Source organism: Streptomyces flavidovirens DSM 40150 (assembly GCF_000429085.1).
In the GTDB taxonomy this organism is placed as follows: domain Bacteria; phylum Actinomycetota; class Actinomycetes; order Streptomycetales; family Streptomycetaceae; genus Streptomyces; species Streptomyces flavidovirens.
Map to the genome: position 1 here is coordinate 65,527 of NZ_AUBE01000016.1, position 21,137 is coordinate 86,663.

Annotated in this window: 19 protein-coding genes; 10 read left to right on the forward strand and 9 right to left on the reverse strand. The window is 70.3% G+C overall.

Annotated elements, in window-relative coordinates:
• Positions 1–13: 13 nt before the first annotated feature.
• Positions 14–463, reverse strand: coding sequence for a Rieske (2Fe-2S) protein (locus tag G412_RS35500; protein ID WP_051338533.1), 450 nt, complete (start codon positions 461–463; stop codon positions 14–16).
• Positions 464–581: 118 nt separating this feature from the next.
• Between G412_RS35500 and G412_RS0121700 the strand changes: the two genes are divergently transcribed.
• The gene (locus tag G412_RS0121700; protein ID WP_028813917.1) at positions 582–1,493 is read left to right on the forward strand and encodes a carbohydrate kinase family protein; all 912 of its coding nucleotides are present in this window, start codon (positions 582–584) and stop codon (positions 1,491–1,493) included.
• Between the two features lie 121 nt (positions 1,494–1,614).
• On the opposite strand, the gene uvrA is transcribed toward G412_RS0121700, so the two are convergent.
• Complete coding sequence (gene uvrA / locus G412_RS0121705; protein WP_028813918.1) at positions 1,615–4,620, reverse strand: excinuclease ABC subunit UvrA; 3,006 nt, start codon at positions 4,618–4,620, stop codon at positions 1,615–1,617.
• Between the two features lie 187 nt (positions 4,621–4,807).
• Between uvrA and G412_RS0121710 the strand changes: the two genes are divergently transcribed.
• From G412_RS0121710 to G412_RS0121720, 3 genes are all read left to right on the forward strand, one after another.
• A complete protein-coding gene (locus G412_RS0121710) occupies positions 4,808–5,494 on the forward strand; it encodes a maleylpyruvate isomerase family mycothiol-dependent enzyme (RefSeq protein WP_028813919.1) in 687 nt (228 codons plus the stop codon).
• A gap of 9 nt (positions 5,495–5,503) precedes the next feature.
• The gene (locus G412_RS0121715) at positions 5,504–6,160 is read left to right on the forward strand and encodes an MBL fold metallo-hydrolase (protein WP_028813920.1); all 657 of its coding nucleotides are present in this window, start codon (positions 5,504–5,506) and stop codon (positions 6,158–6,160) included.
• A gap of 120 nt (positions 6,161–6,280) precedes the next feature.
• Positions 6,281–7,558 (forward strand): MFS transporter, encoded by a 1,278-nt coding sequence (locus G412_RS0121720; RefSeq protein WP_028813921.1) that lies wholly within the window; start codon positions 6,281–6,283, stop codon positions 7,556–7,558.
• 77 nt (positions 7,559–7,635) lie between these two features.
• Here the strand turns inward: G412_RS0121720 and G412_RS0121725 are convergent, their stop codons facing one another.
• The 5 genes from G412_RS0121725 to G412_RS35505 form a co-directional block, all read right to left on the reverse strand.
• A complete protein-coding gene (locus G412_RS0121725; RefSeq protein WP_028813922.1) occupies positions 7,636–8,646 on the reverse strand; it encodes a TerC family protein in 1,011 nt (336 codons plus the stop codon).
• 226 nt (positions 8,647–8,872) lie between these two features.
• Positions 8,873–10,864 carry a TerD family protein gene (locus G412_RS0121730; RefSeq protein ID WP_028813923.1) on the reverse strand — a complete coding sequence of 664 codons (1,992 nt, stop codon included), beginning with the start codon at positions 10,862–10,864 and terminating at the stop codon, positions 8,873–8,875.
• Between the two features lie 100 nt (positions 10,865–10,964).
• Positions 10,965–11,531 carry a TerD family protein gene (locus tag G412_RS0121735; RefSeq protein WP_028813924.1) on the reverse strand — a complete coding sequence of 189 codons (567 nt, stop codon included), beginning with the start codon at positions 11,529–11,531 and terminating at the stop codon, positions 10,965–10,967.
• A 197-nt stretch (positions 11,532–11,728) separates the two neighbouring features.
• Positions 11,729–13,858, reverse strand: coding sequence for an excinuclease ABC subunit UvrB (gene uvrB, locus G412_RS0121740; protein WP_028813925.1), 2,130 nt, complete (start codon positions 13,856–13,858; stop codon positions 11,729–11,731).
• A gap of 50 nt (positions 13,859–13,908) precedes the next feature.
• Positions 13,909–14,709 (reverse strand): MHYT domain-containing protein, encoded by an 801-nt coding sequence (locus G412_RS35505; RefSeq protein ID WP_051338534.1) that lies wholly within the window; start codon positions 14,707–14,709, stop codon positions 13,909–13,911.
• Positions 14,710–14,964: 255 nt separating this feature from the next.
• On the opposite strand from G412_RS35505, the gene G412_RS0121750 reads away from it, so the two are divergent.
• The 4 genes from G412_RS0121750 (at position 14,965) to G412_RS35510 (ending at position 18,244) form a co-directional block, all read left to right on the forward strand.
• Positions 14,965–15,840: a glycerophosphodiester phosphodiesterase gene (locus G412_RS0121750; protein ID WP_028813926.1), complete on the forward strand. Its 876-nt coding sequence runs from the start codon at positions 14,965–14,967 to the stop codon at positions 15,838–15,840.
• 53 nt (positions 15,841–15,893) lie between these two features.
• Positions 15,894–16,448 (forward strand): methylated-DNA--[protein]-cysteine S-methyltransferase, encoded by a 555-nt coding sequence (locus tag G412_RS0121755; RefSeq protein WP_028813927.1) that lies wholly within the window; start codon positions 15,894–15,896, stop codon positions 16,446–16,448.
• Positions 16,449–16,523: 75 nt separating this feature from the next.
• A complete protein-coding gene (locus G412_RS0121760) occupies positions 16,524–16,880 on the forward strand; it encodes a hypothetical protein (protein WP_028813928.1) in 357 nt (118 codons plus the stop codon).
• Between the two features lie 68 nt (positions 16,881–16,948).
• On the forward strand, positions 16,949–18,244 hold the full coding sequence (locus tag G412_RS35510; RefSeq protein ID WP_051338541.1) for an MFS transporter: 1,296 nt from the start codon (positions 16,949–16,951) through the stop codon (positions 18,242–18,244).
• Here G412_RS35510 and G412_RS0121770 read toward each other — a convergent pair.
• Positions 18,234–18,596 (reverse strand): cupin domain-containing protein, encoded by a 363-nt coding sequence (locus G412_RS0121770; RefSeq protein ID WP_028813929.1) that lies wholly within the window; start codon positions 18,594–18,596, stop codon positions 18,234–18,236. The two genes, G412_RS35510 and G412_RS0121770, sit on opposite strands and share 11 nt — an antisense overlap.
• 125 nt (positions 18,597–18,721) lie before the next feature.
• Complete coding sequence (locus tag G412_RS0121775; protein ID WP_028813930.1) at positions 18,722–19,147, reverse strand: VOC family protein; 426 nt, start codon at positions 19,145–19,147, stop codon at positions 18,722–18,724.
• Positions 19,148–19,236: 89 nt separating this feature from the next.
• Here G412_RS0121775 and G412_RS0121780 point away from each other — a divergent pair, with 89 nt between their 5' ends.
• On the forward strand, positions 19,237–20,154 hold the full coding sequence (locus G412_RS0121780) for a pseudouridine-5'-phosphate glycosidase (RefSeq protein WP_028813931.1): 918 nt from the start codon (positions 19,237–19,239) through the stop codon (positions 20,152–20,154).
• Complete coding sequence (locus tag G412_RS0121785; protein ID WP_078607248.1) at positions 20,151–21,128, forward strand: carbohydrate kinase family protein; 978 nt, start codon at positions 20,151–20,153, stop codon at positions 21,126–21,128. Before G412_RS0121780 ends, G412_RS0121785 begins: the two co-directional genes overlap by 4 nt.
• Positions 21,129–21,137: the final 9 nt, after the last annotated feature.

Here is a 21,137-nt window from a genome sequence, read left to right on the forward strand (position 1 = left end):
CTTGCGGAGTGGGTCAGGCGTCCGGGTCGCTCGTGGCCGCGCCCGCGGCACCCGTGATGAGCTTGCCGCCCTCGACCCTGACCGGTATCGCGGGCAGCGGCACGGTCGCCGGGCCCTGGAGCGCCTCCCCCGTCGTCACGTCGAAGCGGCTGCCGTGGCAGGGGCAGTTGCCCTCGCCCTTCTCGATCTTGTCCAGGACACAGCCGGCGTGCGTGCACTGCGCGCTGAACGCCTTGTACTTCCCCTCGGCCTGGCAGCTCACGAGGATCCGCTGCTCGCGGTAGAGCTTGGCGCCGCCGACCGGAACCTCGTCCGCCGCGCCGAGGTCCACGGGCGTGGACGGCAGCGGCTTGGCGTGGCCGAGCTTCGACTCGGTGGAGCACGCCGCCACGCCCAGTCCCGCCGCGCCGGCGAGGACGGCGCCCTTCAGCACGGTGCGGCGGGGGGCTGACTGGCCGGACATGCGTTCTCCACTGGTCAGGGGGTGTGACATACGTATGACAGACCCGACGATACCGGCGGACATCGGAGGCTCTTGCGCGGGCTGTCCCGGCGGGCGGCGATGGGTTACGTTCGGGCCCGTGATCGTCGTCGCCGGAGAGTCCCTGATCGACCTGGTGCCGCAGGGGACGGGCGCGCTGGCGCCCCTGTCGCCGCGGCTCGGCGGCGGGCCGTACAACACCGCTGTGGCCCTGGGGCGGCTGGGCGCCCGTACATCCTTCTGCTCCCGCGTCTCGACCGACGGCTTCGGCGAAGCTCTCGTCGACGGGCTGCGGGCGGCCGGGGTGGGGACCTCGCTGGTGCAGCGCGGTCCCGAGCCGACGACGCTGGCGGTGGCGGCGCTGGGCGCCGACGGATCGGCCGGTTACGGCTTCTACGCGCAGGGCAGCGCGGACCGCCTCTTCGAGCTCCCGGCGGCGCCGCTCCCTTCCGGTGTACGGGCACTGGCGCTCGGCACCTGTTCGCTGGTCCTGGAACCGGGAGCGAGCGCGTACGAGGCGCTGCTGCGGCGGGAAGCGGGGCGCGGGCTGTTCACCCTGCTCGACCCGAACATCAGGGCCGGTCTGATCCCGGACCCGGACGCCTACCGCGCCCGCTTCAGGAGCTGGCTGCCGTACGTCTCCCTGCTGAAGCTGTCGCAGGAGGACGCGGCGTGGCTGGGCGGGTCGGTGCGGGAGTGGCTCGCGGCGGGACCCGCGGCGGTGGTGCTGACGCGGGGCGCGGAGGGGATGACGGTACGGACGCGGGGCGGGGCGGTGGTGGACGCCGCGGCGGTACGGGTCGAGGTGGCCGACACGATCGGTGCGGGCGACACGGTGAACGCGGCCCTGCTGCACCGGCTTTCCGCGCACGGAGCGCTGTCGGCACCGGCGGTGGCGGCGCTCGGCACGGGAGCCTGGACGGACATCCTCGCCTTCGCGTCCCGCGCGGCGGCGATCACATGCTCCCGCCCGGGCGCGGACCCGCCGTACGCGACGGAACTGGCGCCGTAACGCGGACGTGTCCGGCGGACACCTTTCCCGCGCCCGCCCCTGCCTGCCGCCTGCCGCCCGCCCCTGCCGCGCGAACGGCCCCTCACCCGGGCGGGCAAGGGGCCGCACTGGAACGCGGACGTCAGGCCTTGCGGGAGCGTGCCGCCTTCGCCGGAGCGGTCGCGCCGGGAGCCTTCTTCGCGGTGGCCGCCCTGGCCGTCGCGGTCTTCCGCGCAGGCGCCGACTTCGCCGCCGCCACCGCCTTCTTCACCGGCGCCTTCTTCTTCACCGGAGTCGCATCGCTCACCCGGTCGCCCAGGATGTCCCTGAGGAACTTGCCCGTGTGGCTCGTCGGCACGGCGGCCACCTGCTCCGGCGTGCCCTCGGCGACCACCAGGCCACCGCCGTTGCCGCCCTCGGGACCCATGTCGATCACCCAGTCGGCCGTCTTGATGACGTCCATGTTGTGTTCGATGACGATCACCGAGTTGCCCTTGTCGACCAGCCCGGACAGCACCTTGATGAGCTTCGAGATGTCCTCGAAGTGCAGACCCGTGGTCGGCTCGTCCAGGACGTACACCGTGCGTCCCGTGGAACGCTTCTGGAGCTCGGAAGCGAGCTTCACGCGCTGCGCCTCACCACCCGACAGCGTCGGCGCGGACTGGCCGAGGCGGACGTACCCGAGCCCCACCTCGGTGAGGGTCCTGAGGTGACGGGAGATCGTCGGGACGGCCTCGAAGAAGTCCAGGGCCTCCTCGATCGGCATGTCCAGCACCTCGGCGATGGACTTGCCCTTGTAGTGGACCTCCAGGGTCTCCCGGTTGTAGCGCGCACCGTGGCAGACCTCGCACGGGACGTACACGTCCGGCAGGAAGTTCATCTCGATCTTGATGGTGCCGTCGCCCGAGCAGTTCTCGCAGCGGCCGCCCTTGACGTTGAAGGAGAAGCGGCCCGGCAGATAGCCGCGCACCTTCGCCTCCATCGTCTCCGCGAACAGCTTGCGCACGTTGTCGAAGACACCGGTGTACGTCGCCGGGTTGGACCGGGGCGTGCGGCCGATCGGCGACTGGTCGACGTGGACGACCTTGTCGACGAGGTCGTCGCCCTCCACGCGCGTGTGGCGCCCCGGCACCGTACGGGCGCCGTTCAGTTCGCGCGCCAGGTGCGTGTAGAGGATGTCGTTGACCAGCGTCGACTTCCCGGAACCGGAGACGCCGGTGACGGCCGTCAGCACGCCGAGCGGGAACGACACGTCGACGTCGCGCAGGTTGTTCTCACGGGCGCCGTGGACGGTGAGCTGCCGCGCCGGGTCCGCGGGGCGGCGGATGTCCGGCATGGCGATGGCCCGCTTGCCCGCGAGGTACTGACCGGTGACGGACGCCTTGTTGTCCAGCAGCTCCTTCAGGGAGCCGCTGTGGACGACCTTGCCGCCGTGCTCGCCCGCGCCCGGGCCGATGTCGACGATCCAGTCGGCCACCTTGATGGTGTCCTCGTCGTGCTCGACGACGATCAGCGTGTTGCCCATGTCGCGCAGGCGCACCAGCGTCTCGATGAGGCGGTGGTTGTCGCGCTGGTGCAGGCCGATGGACGGCTCGTCCAGGACGTACAGCACACCGACCAGACCGGAGCCGATCTGGGTGGCGAGCCGGATGCGCTGCGCCTCGCCGCCGGACAGCGTGCCGGCCGCGCGGTTGAGCGACAGGTAGTCGAGGCCCACGTCGACCAGGAACCTCAGCCGCTCGTTGACCTCCTTGAGCACGCGCTCGGCGATCTTCTTGTCACGGGCGTTCAGCGTCAGCCGGCCCAGGAACTCCGCGCAGTCGCTGATCGACATGGCGGCGACCTCGGCGATGGACTTCTCCATGACCGTGACCGCGAGGACCAGGGGCTTCAGGCGCGTGCCGTTGCAGGTGGGGCAGTGCACCTCGCGCATGTAGCCCTCGAAGCGTTCCCTGCTGGAGTCGCTCTCGGCCTCGGAGTGCCGTCGCTTGACGAACGGCACCGCGCCCTCGAAGGACGTGGTGTACGCGCGCTCGCGGCCGTACCTGTTGCGGTAGCGGACCTCGATCTGGGTCTTGTGGCCGTGCAGCAGGGCCTTCTTGGCGCGCTGCGGCAGCCCCGCCCACGGGATGTCCGTACGGAAGCCGAGGGCGTCGGCGAGCGCGCCGACGAGGCGCGCGAAGTAGTCCTTGGTGTGCCCGTGGGACCAGGGGTTGATCGCGCCCTCGTCGAGGGACTTGTCCTCGTCCGGGACGATCAGGTCGGGGTCGACCTCCATGCGCGTGCCGATGCCGGTGCAGTCCGGGCAGGCGCCGAAGGGCGAGTTGAAGGAGAAGGACCGGGGCTCCAGCTCCTCGAACGACAGGTCGTCGTACGTGCAGTAGAGGTGCTCGGAGTACATCCGCTCACGGTCCGGGTCGTCCGCGGGGAGGTCGACGAAGTCGAGGATGACCATGCCGCCGGCCAGCCCGAGGGCGGTCTCCACCGAGTCGGTGAGCCGGCGCTTGGCGCTGTCCTTCACCGTCAGGCGGTCGATGACCACCTCGATGGTGTGCTTCTCCTGCTTCTTGAGCTTGGGCGGCTCGCTCAGCTGGATCGTCTCGCCGTCCACCCGGGCGCGGCTGTAGCCCTTGGTCTGGAGGTCGGCGAAGAGGTCGACGAACTCGCCCTTGCGCTCGCGGACCAACGGCGACAGAACCTGGAAGCGGCTGCCCTCGGGCAGTTCGAGCACCTTGTCGACGATGGCCTGCGGCGACTGGCGGGCGATCGGCCGGCCGCACTCGGGACAGTGCGGCTTGCCGATACGGGCGAACAGCAGGCGGAGGTAGTCGTAGACCTCGGTGATGGTGCCGACCGTCGAGCGCGGGTTGCGCGAGGTCGACTTCTGGTCGATGGACACCGCGGGCGACAGGCCCTCGATGAAGTCCACATCGGGCTTGTCCATCTGGCCCAGGAACTGGCGGGCGTAGGAGGAGAGCGACTCGACGTACCGGCGCTGCCCCTCGGCGAAGATCGTGTCGAACGCGAGGGACGACTTGCCCGACCCCGAGAGCCCGGTGAACACGATGAGGGAGTCACGCGGGAGGTCGAGCGAGACGTTCTTGAGGTTGTGCTCGCGAGCGCCACGAACGATGAGACGGTCGGCCACGCCGGTCCGCACCTTTCTTGAGAGAGGCAGAGAGGACTGAGCCCCCCGGTTCTCAGACTATGGGGGTAACCACAGCGATGTTGTAAGGATTCCTGATGCCTCCGACGAGCGTATAGCACGCGCATTCGAATTATGGCCTCACCCAGTCGGCTTCACCCGATCGTGTGGCCGGACTATCGTCGGAGTCATGAATGATCACGTGCGCGACCTGGCCTCTGTACGCGAAGCGACCGACCGGCTCCTCGCCGCGACCGGCAAGCTGGACAACGCCGACGTGACGCAACCGTCACGGCTGCCCGGCTGGACGCGCGGTCATGTCCTGGCCCACCTGGCCCGTAACGCGGACGCTCTCGTGAACGTCCTGTCCGGCCGGCCCATGTACGCCAGCGCCGAGGTGCGCGAAGCCGACATCGCGCGCGACGCCCCGCGCCCCCTCGCCGTACACCTGGAGGACGTGCGCGACAGCGCGGCCCGCTTCGACGAGACGGCCGCCGCCCCCGCCGACTGGTCCCGTACGGTCGCCCTGCGGGGCGGCGTCACGGACTCGGCCTCGCGCATCCCCTTCCGCCGCCTCGTCGAGGTCGAGCTGCACCACGTGGACCTGGGCATCGGTTACGAGCTGGAGGACCTGCCGGAGGAGTTCACGGGACGCGAGATCGCGTTCCTCGCGGACCGCTTCGCGGGGAACGCCGACGTACCCGCGATCGTACTGACGGCCGCCGACGGACGGCAGTGGCGTACGGGAAGCACCGGAGGCGATCCCGTGACCGTCACCGGCAGCGCTCCCGACCTGCTGGGCTGGCTCGCGGGCCGGCGCGACGGGGCCGCTCTCGACACCGCCGGCGCCCCGCTGCCCGCGCTGCCGCCGCTATAGGCTGACTCCATGACGTACAGCGGAGCGGTGAAGGTCGGCGGCCGGGCGAACGTGCACGAGCTCACGGACCTGATGATCTCCAAGGTCGCGGTCGGGTCCATGAACAACAACGCGTATCTGCTGCGCTGTCGCGACACCGGGGAACAGCTTCTGATCGACGCGGCCGCCGAGCCGCAGACTCTCCTGCGGCTGATCGGTGACGACGGCATCGCGTCCGTCGTCACCACCCACCGCCACGGCGACCACTGGCAGGCCCTCGCCGAGGTCGTGGCAGCGACCGGGGCGCGCACGTACGCGGGCCGGTACGACGCGGAGGGCATCCCCGTCCCGACCGACGTGCTGCTGGACGACGGCGACACCGTCCGCGTCGGACGCGTCGAGCTCACCGCCCGCCACCTCGTCGGCCACACTCCGGGCTCCATCGTCCTGGTCTACGACGACCCGCACGGGCACCCGCACGTCTTCACCGGGGACTGCCTCTTCCCCGGAGGCGTGGGCAACACGTGGCAGGACCCGCAGGCCTTCGCGAGCCTCATCAATGACGTCGAGGAGAAGCTCTTCGGCCGGCTCCCCGACGAGACGTGGGTCTACCCCGGACACGGCAACGACACCACCCTCGGCAACGAGCGCCCGCACCTGGCCGAGTGGCGCGAGCGCGGCTGGTAGAGGGGTCTGCCCCCTGAGAGTGATGTGCCGCTCTAGCCGGTACGACTACTTCGATGCAGCCCGTAACCGCGCTTCACGCTGGGTAGTTGTGGGCGCATGCGCGAAGAACGACCTCCCTCCATGACCCGCCTCGCCACCGCGTCGCTCGCCGGAACAGCCATCGAGTTCTACGACTTCTTTGTCTACGGAACGGCCGCCGCGCTCGTTCTCGGACCGCTCTTCTTCCCGACCTTTTCGCCACTCGCGGGAACGCTCGCAGCGTTCGGCACCTTCGCAGTCGGTTTCATTTCACGACCGCTCGGATCTGTCGTCTTCGGGCACATCGGCGACCGTTACGGACGCCGTCCTGTCCTGTTCGCCTCACTGTCGCTCACGGGAATCGCGACCGTCGCCGTCGGTTGCGTACCGACGTACGGGTCGATCGGAGTCGCGGCGCCCGTACTCCTTCTGGTGCTGCGCTTTCTGCAGGGTCTGGGGCTCGGCGGCGAGTGGGGCGGTGCGGTGCTGCTGACCGCCGAACACGCCCCCGCGAACCGCCGCGGACTGTGGGCGAGTTTCCCCCAGATCGGTCCCTCCGTCGGTTTCCTCCTGGCCAACGGCGTCATGCTGGCCCTCTCCGCCTCGCTGACCGACGCGCAGTTCGCCGCGTGGGGATGGCGCGTGCCGTTCTGGGCGGCCGGCCTGCTGGCCGCGGCCGGACTCCTGCTGCGTACGTCCCTGTCCGAGACCCCGCAGTTCAAGGAGCTCGCCGAGAGCGGCGAGCGCGCGAGCGTCCCGCTCACCGAGGTCGTACGCGACCACTGGCGGCTCGTCCTGCTCACGGCCGGCGCGCTCGCCGTCGGATACGCCGTGTTCTACGCCGTGACGACGTGGTCCCTGTCGTACGCGACCGAGCACCTGGGCGTCAGCCGCACAGTGATGCTCACCTGCATCATGGCCGCCGTGGCGATCAAGGGCGCGGCCACTCCGTTCGCCGCGATGCTCAGTGACCGTTACGGGCGCAAGCCGCTGTGTCTGGCGGGCTGCGCGGCGGCGGCGCTGTGGATGTTCCCCATGGTCGCGCTGCTGCATACCGCCGAGCCGCTGCTGATGTTCCTGGGCTTCCTCGGTGCGCAACTGGCGTTCATCACCATGTTCGCGGTAGTTGCCGCGTACCTGCCGGAACTGTACGAGCCCAGGGTGCGCTGCACGGGCGCGGCCGTCGGCTACAACCTCGCGGGCGTGCTCGGCGGCGCGCTGACCCCCCTCGTCGCGACGGCGGTGGCGCACGGTGAAGGGCCGCCGTGGGGTGTCGCCCTCTATCTCACCGCCATCGCACTGCTCAGCCTGGGCTGCTTCGCACTGCTGCCGGAGACCAGGCCGGTGGCCGACCCGGTGGCGGAACCCGCCGCTGCCTGACGCCGGGCCCGCACCACGAGAACCGGCCGGTGCGAGCGGTGTTGCCCGCTCGCACCGGCGGTGAGTCCGCTACGCGGTCACGAGCCGACGCTCTCCTTGTCGTCGTCGGCCTTGGCAGCCTCTGCCGCCTCGGCCTCCGCGCGCTGCTCCGTCTTCTTGTTGGCGATGAGGCTCGTGATCGTGGTGACGATCAGGACGCCGCAGATGACCGTCAGCGAGAAGGGGATGGAGATCTCGGGGACGTGCACCCCGGACTCGTGCAGGGCGTGCAGCACCAGCTTGACGCCGATGAAGCCCAGGATGACCGACAGGCCGTAACTCAGGTGGACCAGCTTCTTGAGCAGTCCGCCGATGAGGAAGTACAGCTGCCGCAGACCCATGAGGGCGAAGGCGTTGGCGGTGAAGACGATGTACGGGTCCTGGGTGAGGCCGAAGATCGCCGGGATCGAGTCCAGCGCGAACAGCACATCGGTGGTGCCGATGGCGAGCATGACGACCATCAGGGGCGTCATGATGCGCTTGCCGTTGTTCCGGATGAAGAGCTTCGTGCCGTGGTACTTGTCGGCGACGCCGAAGCGGTTCTCGATCGACTTGAGGAGACGGTTCTCCTCGTACGCCTCTTCCTCCTCCTCGGCCCGCGCCTCCTGGATGAGCTTCCAGGCGGTGTAGATCAGGAACGCGCCGAAGATGTAGAAGACCCACGAGAAGTTGGCGATGACCGCGGCGCCGGCCGCGATGAAGATCGCCCGCAGCACCAGCGCTATCAGCACACCGATGAGCAGCACACGCTGCTGGAGGTGGGACGGCACCGAGAACTTCGCCATGATCAGGACGAAGACAAAGAGATTGTCCACGCTGAGCGATTTCTCGGTGATGAAGCCGGCGAAGAACTCACCGGATGCCTGCGCGGTGCCGAATATCAGCAGTCCCAGGCCGAAGAGCACGGCCAGGACGATCCAGACGACCGTCCAGATTCCGGCTTCCTTGATCGACACGTCATGCGGCTTGCGGCCGATGAGGAAGTCGACTGCGATCAGGGCGATGAGACCGAAAATGGTCACAGCCCACAGGGTCATAGATACGTCCACTGCGCCTCCGGCAGATAGCTACGGCATCTCACTCAGCGTCGTCGCTGCCGGAGGTCTCTTCCACCCGAGCGCGTTCCGCGCGACTCGGGCCGACGCCCCGGGACCGATGGCGGTCCGTATTGACGGGTACGTCGCAGCCGGGAGTACTCCCCTCCGCTCCACGCAGAGTACAGGAAGAACCAAGAAAAGGTAAAGGAATGGGTAAAGAGTCTCTCAAAAGCGCTGGTCAGCGGGGTAGTGACCGCCTCGCCGTCGCCACCTGAGCGAGCACCTGCCGTACCACCTGACTCCCCGGCGGCGGCAGCAACGGCTCGTACGTCCACGTATGACCGACCCACGGGTCGATCAGGTGGTCGTCGGGCACCGGTGTGACGCGCAGCAGCGCCCGCCACAGCGGGTCGAGCACCGGACCGTAGGCGCTCGCGTCCTCGCGGTCCGCGACCATCATCAGGTGCACGCCGACCGCCGGGCCCTCGTCGGCCAGGTAGCGGAGCTGGGTGACGGCGCGGTCGTCGAAACCGTGCGGGAAGTCGTTGACGATCAAGAGCTGCTCGGCCGTGTCCAGGTCGGGCGGCAGCGAGTCCGTCACCCCGCCGCGGACGGCCATCTGCACCAGCTCCACCCGCTGCGTGAGCTTGGCCAGCACCGCCGCCACGCCCTGGGCACCGGCGGCGGGCGGCGCGTCGAGCACGCCGGCCTCGGTCAGCGGGGCGAGTGCGGGCGCGCCGGTGCCCGCCGGGTCGATGACATGGACGGTGAACTCGCCCGCGGGGTAAACGGCCAGAAGGCGTGCGGCGTGCGCCGCGGCGGTCTCCATGGCCGCCCTGCGGAGCTGGTCGGACTCCATCAGCAACGCGGTCTCGGAACCGGAGCGGCCGCTGTCGATCCACAGACCGCGCTCCAGCGGCAGGCGCACCAGCATGGGGATGCGCAGGTCCGGGCGTTCGGGCAGGTGCAGGTCACCGACGCGCAGGGCCATCGGGATCTCCATGGGCACCCGGTAGCCGTGCCAGACCGGGTTGTCCCAGGAGGCGAAGGCGGGCGGCAGGGCGGGCTCCACGACGTCGGTCTCGGCGGCGAGCTGGGCCAGGTCGCGCTCCAGTACGTCGCGGGCCTGGCCGACGAGCTTGTCGTGCTTGGCACGGGCCGTCGCGCGGGCGGTGTCGCCCGCGGTGCCGATCCGGCTGCGGGGGTCGGAGAGTGCCTTGTCGAGCTCCTGGTCCATCCGGGACTCGGCGAAGTCGACCGCGCTGCGGTACGCCGCGACCGTACGGGCCAGGTCTTCGAACATGCCCCACACCTGGTTGTACAGCCGCTCCTCCATGGACCAGCCGGAAGCGTCACCGGCGACGGGCTGCGGGTACTGGCCCGGCGGGGTGGGTGGGGCGGCGGGCGGCGGTGGCGGCGGCGCGGTGTTCCGGCGGCGCGGGTGCGCGTAGTCGATGGGGCCGCCCTGAGTGGACTGTGGGCCCTGAGTGGTCTGTGGGGCACCGCTTTGCGGGCCGCCCGCCGCCGTGGGCACGGGTGGCACGGGCGCGGGGGCGGCCGCGGGGGGCGGCGTGGCGTCGGGCGGTGTCTCGCGTCCGCCGTTCGTCGCGTGGGACGTCGTACGCCGCACCCGGTCGTCGCCCGGGCCGCGGGGCGGTGGCGGCGCGACGGAACGGGCCATGCCGCTGCTGACGGCGTCCTGGATGGCGGCGGCCAGTTCGCGGGCCTGCGCAAGCCCCTGGTCGCCGAGCATCTCGGCGAGACCGCCCGCGTAACCCTGACCGACGGCGCGTACCTTCCACTTGCCCTGCCTGCGGTAGAGCTCCAGGGCGACGACGGCGGACTCGGTGTCCAGGCCGGTCACGGTGTAGTTGACGACCTCGGAGCCGTCGAGTCCGGTGACGGAGACGAAGGGGGCCGCGACGGCGCCGAAGCGGGCGGGGCCGCCCACGCCCAGGGGGAGGGCGAGCAGGACGTTGACGCGGTGCACGGTCTCGGGCAGCGCCTCGAGATCCACGGCAAGCCGGTGGTCGGCCGCGGCCTGCTTGGACACTTCGAGGCCGGGGAGGTTCGGCGAGCCGGGGTGGGCGACCCACTCCGTGCCGCGTACCGTTCCCTGTTCGTCGCCGAGGGTGGCACCGGCCACGACCGGCTTGCCGGCCGACACCCGGATCTCCAAACGGGCCTGGGGCAAGGGGTGGTTCTGCCCCCGGACCAGCTCGGCCGTCATCGCCTGTCTCCCCCGTGTGTATGTGGTGCAGCTCCCGGCGGCCGCGATGCCTCCGGGAGCTGCGCGTACTTTTCGGCAGTCGCCTGTTGGCAGTCGCCTGTTACAGGTGCGGCAGGATCGACGGCATCAGGTCCTGGAAGGTACGGCCGTTGGCAGGGGTGCCGATGGCCGTCATCTGCCAGCCGGCGCCGGCGCGGTGCACCTTGGCCATGATCTGGGCGGTGTACTGGCCGCCGCCGTCGAGCGTGTAGCGGGCCATCTCCTCGCCGTTGGTCTCGTCGACGATGCGGCAGAACGCGTTCTGCACTTCCTGGAAGGTCTGGCCGGTGAAGGAGTTCACCGTGAAGACGATCTGGTCGATGTGCACCGGCACGCGCTGGAGGTCGACGAGGATCGCCTCGTCGTCCCCGCCCTGGCCGGCGCCGCCGACCAGGTTGTCACCGGTGTGCTTGACGGAGCCGTCGTCGCTGACGAGGTGACGGAAGAAGACGACGTCGACCGGCTGCTTGTCCGCGAACAGGACCGCCGAGGCGTCGAGGTCGACCTCCCGGGTGCGCGAGCCGAACAGACCGCGCCGCGGCGCCGCCTGCCAGCCGAGCCCCATCCGGACGGCCGTCAGCGTGCCGCCGCCCTTCTTCTCCAGGCTGATGGCCTGACCCTTGGTCAGATTGACGCCAGGTCCCCCGGGCGCGCTGCCCTTGGATACATCCACCACGCGCTGTCCCCTCTCCTTGCATACCCCGCGGCCCGCCCGTGTGCGTGCGGCTGCCCAGAACCCTACGCAGTCGCGTCCGGGCCGCCACAGTCGCGTCGGACTTTGTGTCGGTCTTGCAACACACCAGGTTCCGGGCGGCTGCCGCCCCGTCAGGCCTGCCCCGCCTCCCTCATCTGCCTCAGTTCCTTCTTCAGCTCCCCCACCTCGTCGCGCAGCCGCGCGGCCACCTCGAACTGCAGCTCCGCGGCCGCGCCACGCATCTGCTCCGTCATCTCCTCGATGAGCGCGGCCAGTTCGGCGGCGGGGCGGTCGGTGAGCACATCGCCCTTCTTGCCCGCCCTTGCCCCCTTGGCCGCCTTCCCGCCGAGTACGGGCACCGGGGCCTTGGCGCCCTTGCCCTCCTTCGCCTGCCGGAAGCCGGTGCCGAGGAGCTGTTCGGTGTCGACCTGCTCGCGCGCGATCGAGGCGACGATGTCGTTGATCTTCTTGCGCAGCGGCTGCGGATCGACTCCGTGCGCCGTGTTGTACGCGATCTGCTTCTCCCGGCGACGGTTCGTCTCGTCGATGGCCTTCTCCATCGCCGGGGTGATCTTGTCGGCGTACATGTGGACCTGACCGGAGACATTGCGCGCCGCGCGGCCGATGGTCTGGATCAAGGACGTGCCCGACCGCAGGAAGCCCTGCTTGTCGGCGTCGAGGATCGCCACGAGCGACACCTCGGGCAGGTCGAGGCCCTCGCGCAGCAGGTTGATGCCGACCAGGACGTCGTACTCGCCGGAGCGCAGCTCACGCAGCAGCTCGACGCGGCGCAGCGTGTCGACGTCGCTGTGCAGATAGCGGACCTGGATGCCCAGTTCGAGGAAGTACTCGGTGAGGTCCTCGGACATCTTCTTGGTGAGGGTGGTGACCAGGACGCGCTCGTCCCGCTCGGTGCGCTTCCTGATCTCGTGCACCAGGTCGTCGATCTGGCCCTCGGTGGGCTTGACGACGACCTCGGGGTCGATGAGGCCGGTGGGGCGGATGATCTGCTCCACGAAGCCGTCGGAGCGCGAGAGTTCGTACGCGCCGGGGGTGGCGGAGAGATAGACCGCCTGGCCGATGCGCTGCTGGAACTCCTCCCACTTCAGGGGGCGGTTGTCGAGGGCGGACGGCAGCCGGAAGCCGTGGTCGACGAGGGTCCGCTTGCGGGACGCGTCGCCCTCGTACATCGCGCCGATCTGCGGGACGGTGACGTGCGACTCGTCGATGACCAGCAGGAAGTCCTCGGGGAAGTAGTCGAGGAGGGTGTGCGGCGCGGTGCCGGGGGCGCGGTCGTCCATGTGCATCGAGTAGTTCTCGATGCCGGAGCAGCTTCCGATCTGGCGCATCATCTCGAGGTCGTAGGTGGTGCGCATGCGCAGACGCTGGGCCTCCAGCATCTTGCCCTGCTTCTCCATCTCGGCGAGCCGGTCCTCCAGCTCCTTCTCGATGCCCCTGATCGCCTTCTCCATGCGCTCGGGTCCGGCGACGTAGTGGCTGGCGGGGAAGACGTAGAGCTGCTGGTCCTCGCTGATGATCTCGCCGGTGAGCGGGTGGAGGGTGGAGAGCGCCTCGATCTCGTCGCCGAACATCTCGATACGGACGGCCAGCTCCTCGTAGACCGGGAAGATCTCGATGGTGTCGCCGCGGACCCGGAAGGTGCCGCGCGCGAAGGCCACGTCGTTGCGCGTGTACTGGATGTCGACGAAGCGGCGCAGCAACTGGTCGCGGTCGATCTCCTCGCCGACCTTCAGCGGCACCATGCGGTCCACGTACTCCTGCGGCGTACCGAGGCCGTAGATGCAGGAGACGGAGGCGACCACGACGACGTCGCGGCGGGTGAGCAGCGAGTTCGTCGCGGAGTGGCGCAGCCGCTCGACCTCCTCGTTGATCGAGGAGTCCTTTTCGATGTACGTGTCCGACTGCGGGACGTACGCCTCGGGCTGGTAGTAGTCGTAGTACGAGACGAAGTACTCGACGGCGTTGTTCGGCAGGAGCTCGCGGAACTCGTTCGCAAGCTGGGCCGCCAGGGTCTTGTTCGGCGCCATGACGAGCGTGGGCCGCTGGAGCTTCTCGATCATCCAGGCGGTGGTCGCCGACTTGCCGGTGCCGGTCGCGCCGAGCAGGACGACATCCTTCTCACCTGCGCGAATACGCCGCTCCAGCTCGGCGATGGCCGCCGGCTGGTCACCGCTGGGCTGGTAGGAACTGACGACCTCGAAGGGCGCCACCGTACGTTCGATGCTTGAAACGGGCCGCATGCATCAACCGTACGACCCGGCACTGACACTCATGTGGTGATCGCGCCGGGTCACCGGCGCCGGGAGGTTCTCGGGGCCGGGCGCGGGACACTGGGTCCGCCGTGGCGCTGCCGGTCGGACCGGCCCCTGACCAGCAGCGGATCGAACAGCACGACCACGCCCGCCAGGAACAGAAAGACCGCCGGGCCGATCAGCATCGGCATCAGGGCGGAAGTGGACGTCCCGCCGCCGGCGGCGGTCCCGGCGCCGTGGAGATGGACGCTGAGCGCCGCCATGCCGGTGTAGTGCATGCCGCTCACCGCGACGCCCATGACCAGGCTCGCGCCCAGAGTGGGCCAGAATCCGCGGATCGACACGGCCGCCCAGAGCGCGACGGTCGCGGCGACCACCGCGATCACCACGGAGAGGGCGACGGTGAACGTGTCGTACTGGAGCTGGCCTCGCAGTCGCATTCCGGCCATACCGAGGTAGTGCATGGTGGCGATCCCCAGACCGGTTATCGTGCCGCCCGTGACGAGGGCCATCGGGGTCACTCGCTGGTGTCCCACGATGAAGACGCCGATGCCGACCATGACGACGGCGACTCCGAGGCTGGCGTACGTCAGGGTCACGTCGTAGCCGACCGGGGTCTCTTTCACCGCGAAACCCATCATGGCGATGAAGTGCATGGTCCAGATTCCCGAGCCGATGGCGGTCGCGCCGAGGGCCAGCCAGCCGGTCTTCCAGGCATGCGCGTTCATGAGTGACCTCGCGGTGCAGCGCAGTCCGAGCGCGCCGCCGAGACAGGCCATGACGTACGCCGCGACCGGGGTGACGAGGCCGTAGCTGAATCCGTCGACAGTGCCCTGCATGCGTTTTTGCGCCCTTCAGCTTCCGTCGCCGGGTGGGGAGGGCCCCACTGGTGGTATGGAGGCCTGTTTTTGGCGAGCGTAGGCGGAGCCCGGTGATCAGTACACGCTTTCCCGGCAATTCAGCGCACGGGGCAATTGACACGTGACGCGGCCGGGTCGGTTTCGTTCACTTCGTGGCCATCCTTCGCCTGTCCATCGTTGACTATTCGCTGTCACTCTCGGACCGTCCGTGATCACACCATGCGAGGAGTCCTTGTGTACGCACGCACCGCCACGGCCGCCGCGCTCCTGGGCGCCGCCGCACTGCTGCTGCCCGCCCCGGCCACCCAGGCCGCCGGTCCCGCCGGCGCCCACGACGAGCCCGCCGTCATCGCCCACCGGGGCGCGTCCGCATACGCGCCCGAGAACACGCTGGCGGCGATCGACCTGGCCGACCGGATGGGCTTCGACTGGGTGGAGAACGACGTACAGCGCACCAAGGACGGCGAACTGGTCGTCGTCCACGACGACAGCCTCGCCAGGACCACGAACGTCGAGCAGCTCTTCCCCGGCCGCGCACCGTGGAAGATCAAGGACTTCACCGCGGCGGAGATCGCCACGCTGGACGCGGGCAGCTGGTTCGGACCGGAGTTCACCGGCGCGCGCGTGCCGACCCTGAGGCAGTACGTGAACCGGGTCGAGCGCAACCACCAGAAGCTGCTCCTGGAGATCAAGAAGCCCGAGCTCTACCCGGGCATCGAAAAGGACACCCTGCGCGTACTGCGCCAGGAGGGCTGGCTGAACCGCCACCACGTCAAGCACAGGCTCGTCATCCAGAGCTTCGGTGCCGACAGCGTGAAGGCCGTGCACGAGCAGCGGCCCGACCTCACGACCGGCTTCCTCGGGATGCCGGCGGTCGCCGACCTGCCCACATACGCGCGATTCACGGACCAGATCAATCCGACGCACACCTCGCTCACGGCCGACTACGTCGCTGCGGTCCACAAGCTGAAGGGCGCGCACGGCAAGCAGCTCCAGGTCAGCACCTGGACGGTGAACACCGCGGCGGCCGCGACGCGGGTGAACGACTTCGGCGTGGACGGGATCATCACCAACAACCCCGACATCGTCCGGGACGCCGTCGGCGGGTAGCGCCGGGGCTGTTGCCCGGACCGTTGTCAGTGGCCGGTCGTACCGTGGTGCGCATGGACAGCGACGGGCAGTTCGTGGAGTGGACGGTCACCGGCAGCGGCGACAGCGGCATCGGGCTGCTGCTTCTCGCCGCCACCGACACGGGCCTGGTGTGCGTGGCCTTCCACGCCGTTCCCGCGGTACGGGACAAGACGCTCGCCCGGCTGCGGACGCGGCTGGGCACCGAGGTGACCGAGGCGCCCGGCTCCGTACGGCTGGCCGAGCCCATACGGCAGTTCGCGGCGTACTTCGCCGGCGACCTGCGCGCCTTCGCTCTGCCGCTGGACTGGTCGCTCAGCGCCGGGTTCAACCGGCAGGTCCTGCGTGAGCTGGCGACCGGCGTTCCGTACGGCGCGGTCGTCGGGTACGGCGATCTGGCGGAGCGGGTCGGACAGCCCGGCGCGGCGCAGGCGGTCGGGGCGGCGATGGGGTCGAATCCACTGCCCCTGGTGGTGCCCTGCCACCGGGTGGTGGAAAGCGACGGCGGACTCGGCGGGTTCGGCGGCGGTCTGGAGACCAAGCGGGCGCTGCTGGCGCTCGAAGGGGTGCTGCCGCGGCCGCTGTTCTGAGCCCGGCCCGTGCCTGACGGACGCGGGTGTGCCCTCTCGGTTTCGTACGTGCGTAAGGACTGGCACACTGCGGCGGTGACTACCACCTCTGCTGCGCGCGAGCTCGGACCCGGCTCCTTCGCCGACCGTCTGCCGATCGGTGAGAGCCTGCCGATACCCGACGACTCCCTCGTGACCTTGGGAATCTTCCCGCTGGAGGGAGAGACGCTGGTCAAGCCGCTCCAGTCGCCCGTCCTGACCGTGCCGCCGCGCGACCGCTCGGCCGAAACCGGGCCGATGCTCCAGCGCGGGCAGAGCGCGGTCATGTCCACCGGCGGCATGACCGCACCAGTCCACAGCAGCAAGCGGAGTGAGGGCGGCGAGCGGCGTCGGACGAACCGCCGAATCGCCGCAGCGCTCGCCGCCGACGGGGGAAAGGCGTACGCGCTGTGACTACGACCGACGAGCCGGCCGGCAATCCGGCCGGCAATCCGGCCGGCAAGGCATCCGCGGCAGCGGCCGTGCCCGGACCCGACGCGCTGCGCGCCCTCCAGCGGCGTACCTCCGTCGTGCTCGTCGTGAGCCAGATCCTCGGCGGGCTCGGTGTGGCCATCGGCATCGCCCTCGCACCCGTTCTGGCGGTCCAAGTCAGCGGTACCGAGGCGGTGTCGGGACTGGCGCCGACCGCCTCCGTCGCCGGCACGGCCCTGCTGTCCATCCCGCTGGCTTCCCTGATGACCTCGCGCGGCCGGCGTCCGGGACTCGTCCTCGCCTACCTGATCGGCGCTCTCGGCGCGGCACTCGTGGTCGCCGCCGCCGTCATCGGGAACTTCCCGCTGCTCCTGCTCGGCATGGCCGGATTCGGTGCCGCGTCCTCGGCCAACCTGCAGGCGCGTTTCGCCGCGGCCGATCTGGCCGAACCGGACCGGCGCGCCCGGGCGATCTCGACGGTCGTCTGGGCCACGACGATCGGCGCGGTCCTCGGTCCCAACATGGCGGCCCCGGCGGGCCGCGCCTTCAGCGGTACCTCCATACCCGTGACGGCGGGCCCGTTCCTGTGGGCCGCCGGGATCTTCCTCGTCACCGGCCTGGTCGTCGCCGTACTGCTGCGCCCGGACCCGCTCCTCACCGCGCGGGCCCTGGCCCCGGCGGAATCGCAGTCCGCGCAGGGCCGCTCACTGCGCGCCGGAGTCGCGGCGGTCGCCGCCTCGCCGCGGGCCGGGCTCGCCCTGGTGACCGTGGCCGTCAGCCACACCGTCATGGTCTCGATCATGGTGATGACCCCCGTGGACCTGGGCCATCACGGAGCCGATCTGGAACTGGTCGGTCTCGTCATCAGCGGTCACATCGCCGGCATGTACGCGTTCTCGCCGGTCATGGGCTGGCTGTCCGACCGGGTCGGCCGGCTCGCGGTCATCGGCCTCGCGGCCGGGCTGCTCGGCCTCGCCGCCCTGCTGGCCGGTACGGCGGGTCCCAGCCACGCCCAGACCGCCGCCGGCCTGTTCGTACTAGGCCTCGGCTGGTCCGCGGGCCTGGTCTCGGGCTCCGCGCTGCTCACCGACTCGGTGCCGCAGCCCGCCCGCGCCGCCGTCCAGGGCCTGTCGGACCTGACCATGAACTCGGCGGCGGGCATCGGTGGCGCTGCCGCCGGCCTGATCGTCGCGCAGGCCGGCTATGGCTGGCTCAACGCGATCGGCGCCTGCCTGCTGCTGCCGATGGCCGCGCTCGTCCTGATGGCCACACGGGACCGCCCCGCCGAGCCGGCGGGAGAACCTGCCGAGCCCGCGGGAGAAACCGAACCGGCCGCTAAAGGCTGATGTGGTAGGCCTTGCGCAGCGTCTCGTGCACGGTCCAGGTCGTACGGTCGCCCTCGCGCAGCACACACGCGTCACCGGGACCGATCTCCAGGGTGTCGCCGCCCTCCACCTCGACCGTGGCACGCCCGCTGACCACCACGAAGAGTTCGTTGGCCTCGGTGTCGGTGACCACACCGGGCGTGATCTCCCAGATCCCGCGCACCTGCTTGCCGTCGGGGGACTCCCACAGCACCTTGCCCGTCACCACCGGTTCGCCGGACACGATCTGGTCCGGGTCGAGCGGCTCCGGTTCCAGGTCCGCGTCCGGGATGTGCACGGAGAACGAGGCGGGGACTTGATCGATAGTCGTCATGGCGCGTCACCTTAGCGGGAGGTGCCCGAAGAGCCTCACCGAGGCCCGTTGTCAGTGGTGACCGTTACTTTGGGATCGCAGGTGGCTGCTACGGGTGCGGGGCGGGACAAGGCGTCTGGTTCAGGTCACTCGTCGTAGTGGCGGGCCTCGATGACGTTCCCGTCGGGATCGCGGAAGTAGAAGGAGCGAGGGGCGGCACCGCGGGCTCCGAAACTGTTGTGGGAGTACGGCGAGACGGCGACACCGCTGTCCTCCAGGCGCCCGTGCAGGGCTTCGAAGGCCTGTTTGTCCATGGCGAGGCAGACATGGTTGACCGGCTGACCGGCCGTGCCCTCGGCGCCCAGGATGGCGTTCATGGACCCGGCCATGGTGAGCGGGACGAGGTCGAGCAGGGACCCGGCACAGACACGCACGGAGGGGAAGGACGCTTTGCCCTCCGCGTACTCGGCGGCTCGTACGCCCGTCAGGCCGACGGTCTTCTCGTAGAACTCCAGTGAGGAGAGGGGGTCGTTGACCCACAGTACGACGTGATCGAGCTGTGTTTCTGTCATCCCCACAGGCTGCGGCGTGATCGCCGCCGGGTGCAAGGGGCGCGCCGTGTGACGTTTGAGGGCCCGGCCGACGCGCCAGGAATGGGGGCATGCCTGACACCGCACTGTTGATGTCCGAAGAGGTACGGGAGGCGCTGGAGCGGCGCGGCCCCGTCGTGGCCCTCGAGTCGACGATCATCGCGCACGGTCTGCCGCGTCCACGCAATCTGCGGGTCGCGGAGGAGCTGGAGGAGGAGGTACGTACGGTCGGAGCCGTTCCCGCCACGGTCGCCGTCCTCGACGGCAGAGCACATATCGGGCTGGACAAGGCGCAGTTGGAGCGGGTCGCCAACGACGACTCGGTGCGCAAGCTGGGGCACCGCGATCTCGCGCCGGCGCTGGCGGCAGGCGCGAGCGGGGCGACGACCGTGTCGGCGACGGCGTTCCTGGCCGCCCGTGCCGGTCTGCGGGTCTTCGCCACGGGCGGGCTCGGCGGCGTACACCGGGAGTGGACCGAGACGCAGGACGAGTCGGCGGACCTGGCGCTGCTGGCCCAGACGCGGATCACGGTGGTGTGCGCGGGGGTCAAGTCGATCCTCGACGTACCGGCGACCTTGCAGCGGCTGGAGACACTCGGCGTCGGGGTCCTCGGGTACGGCACGGGGCACTTTCCGGGGTTCTACCTGAGCAGTTCGGGAGAACCGGTGGACTGGACGGTGCGGACGCCGGGTGAAGTGGCGGCCGTGATGCGTGCCCAGGACGCGCTGGGCGGGCCGGAAGCGGCGCTGGTCGTCGCCAACCCCGTGCCGGAGGCCGAGCAGCTCGACCCGGCGCTGCACGACCGGGTGCTGGCCGAAGCGCTGGAGGAGTGCGGGCAGCGCGGGATCACGGGCCAAGGCGTCACGCCGTTCCTGCTGGACTACCTGGCCCGCAAGACGGACGGGGCTTCGCTGGAGGCCAACTTGGCGGCGGTGCGCGGCAACGTACGACTGGCGGCGCGGATCTCGGCCGCGTGGGCCCAGGCATGAGCGAGGACCCGAGAGGAGGGGTGGGAGAGTTCGCTGGACGCGACGGAGGAGGCGCGCATGCGGGTGGAAACGGCGGCTCGGGCGGCGCGCTGCTGGTGGTCGGCGATGTGGTCACCGATGTCGTGGCCCGCCATCGCACGCCGCTGGTGCGGGCGACCGACACGGCGGCGGAGATCCGGACGCTGCCGGGCGGAGCCGGCGCCAACGTGGCCTGCTGGGCGGCGTACACGGGACTGGCGGACGTACGGCTTCTGGCGCGGGCCGGTACGGATGCGGGCGCCTGGCACGAGGAGCGGCTGCGGAGTGCGGGTGTGCGTCCGCAGGTGGTGCTCGACGAGGAGGCGGCGACCGCCACCGTGATTTCCCTGGTCGACGCCGCCGCCGAGCGCACGTTCCTCACCGACAGCGGCGCCGCCCTGCGCCTCTCCCCCGCCGACTGGTCCGCGTCCCTCCTGGACGGAGTCGCCCACCTCCATCTCTCCGGCTACCTCTTCTTCGCCGATACGAGCCGGGAAACGGCCCGCCTGGCGCTGCGGGCCGCGCGGGAGCGGGCGGTGACGGTGAGCGTGGATCCGGCGTCGGCGGGGTTCATCACCGCGCTGGGGGTGGACCGTTTCCTGGAGGCCGTGTCCGGGGCGGATGTGCTGCTGCCCAATGAGGACGAGGCCCGGCTGCTCACCGGGCTGCCGGAGCCGGCGGACGCGGCGGCCAAGCTGAGCCGCCACTTTCCGCTCGTCGCCACCACCCTGGGCGCGGGAGGAGCGCTGCTCGCCGCCGCCGGCAGCGTGCACGGCCGGATTCCGGCTGTTCCGGCGAAGCCGGTGGACACGACGGGTGCGGGCGACGCGTTCGCGGGTGCGTTCCTCGCGGCGCGCCTTGCCGGTGCGGATGATGCGCGGGCCGCCGCGGTGGGATGCGGGGCGGGGGCGCGTGCGGTGACCGTGATGGGCGGGCGGCCGCCGCCACGGCGGTAACGGTGGGGT

Bases quoted from the DNA above. Each gene is read 5' to 3' on its own strand.
- G412_RS35500 (WP_051338533.1), bottom strand. From the start codon at position 463: ATGTCCGGCCAGTCAGCCCCCCGCCGCACCGTGCTGAAGGGCGCCGTC.
- G412_RS0121710 (WP_028813919.1), top strand. From the start codon at position 4,808: ATGAATGATCACGTGCGCGACCTGGCCTCTGTACGCGAAGCGACCGAC.
- G412_RS0121715 (WP_028813920.1), top strand. From the start codon at position 5,504: ATGACGTACAGCGGAGCGGTGAAGGTCGGCGGCCGGGCGAACGTGCAC.
- G412_RS0121720 (WP_028813921.1), top strand. From the start codon at position 6,281: ATGACCCGCCTCGCCACCGCGTCGCTCGCCGGAACAGCCATCGAGTTC.
- G412_RS0121730 (WP_028813923.1), bottom strand. From the start codon at position 10,864: ATGACGGCCGAGCTGGTCCGGGGGCAGAACCACCCCTTGCCCCAGGCC.
- uvrB (WP_028813925.1), bottom strand. From the start codon at position 13,858: ATGCGGCCCGTTTCAAGCATCGAACGTACGGTGGCGCCCTTCGAGGTC.
- G412_RS35505 (WP_051338534.1), bottom strand. From the start codon at position 14,709: ATGCAGGGCACTGTCGACGGATTCAGCTACGGCCTCGTCACCCCGGTC.
- G412_RS0121755 (WP_028813927.1), top strand. From the start codon at position 15,894: ATGGACAGCGACGGGCAGTTCGTGGAGTGGACGGTCACCGGCAGCGGC.
- G412_RS0121770 (WP_028813929.1), bottom strand. From the start codon at position 18,596: ATGACGACTATCGATCAAGTCCCCGCCTCGTTCTCCGTGCACATCCCG.
- G412_RS0121775 (WP_028813930.1), bottom strand. From the start codon at position 19,147: ATGACAGAAACACAGCTCGATCACGTCGTACTGTGGGTCAACGACCCC.
- G412_RS0121780 (WP_028813931.1), top strand. From the start codon at position 19,237: ATGCCTGACACCGCACTGTTGATGTCCGAAGAGGTACGGGAGGCGCTG.
- G412_RS0121785 (WP_078607248.1), top strand. From the start codon at position 20,151: ATGAGCGAGGACCCGAGAGGAGGGGTGGGAGAGTTCGCTGGACGCGAC.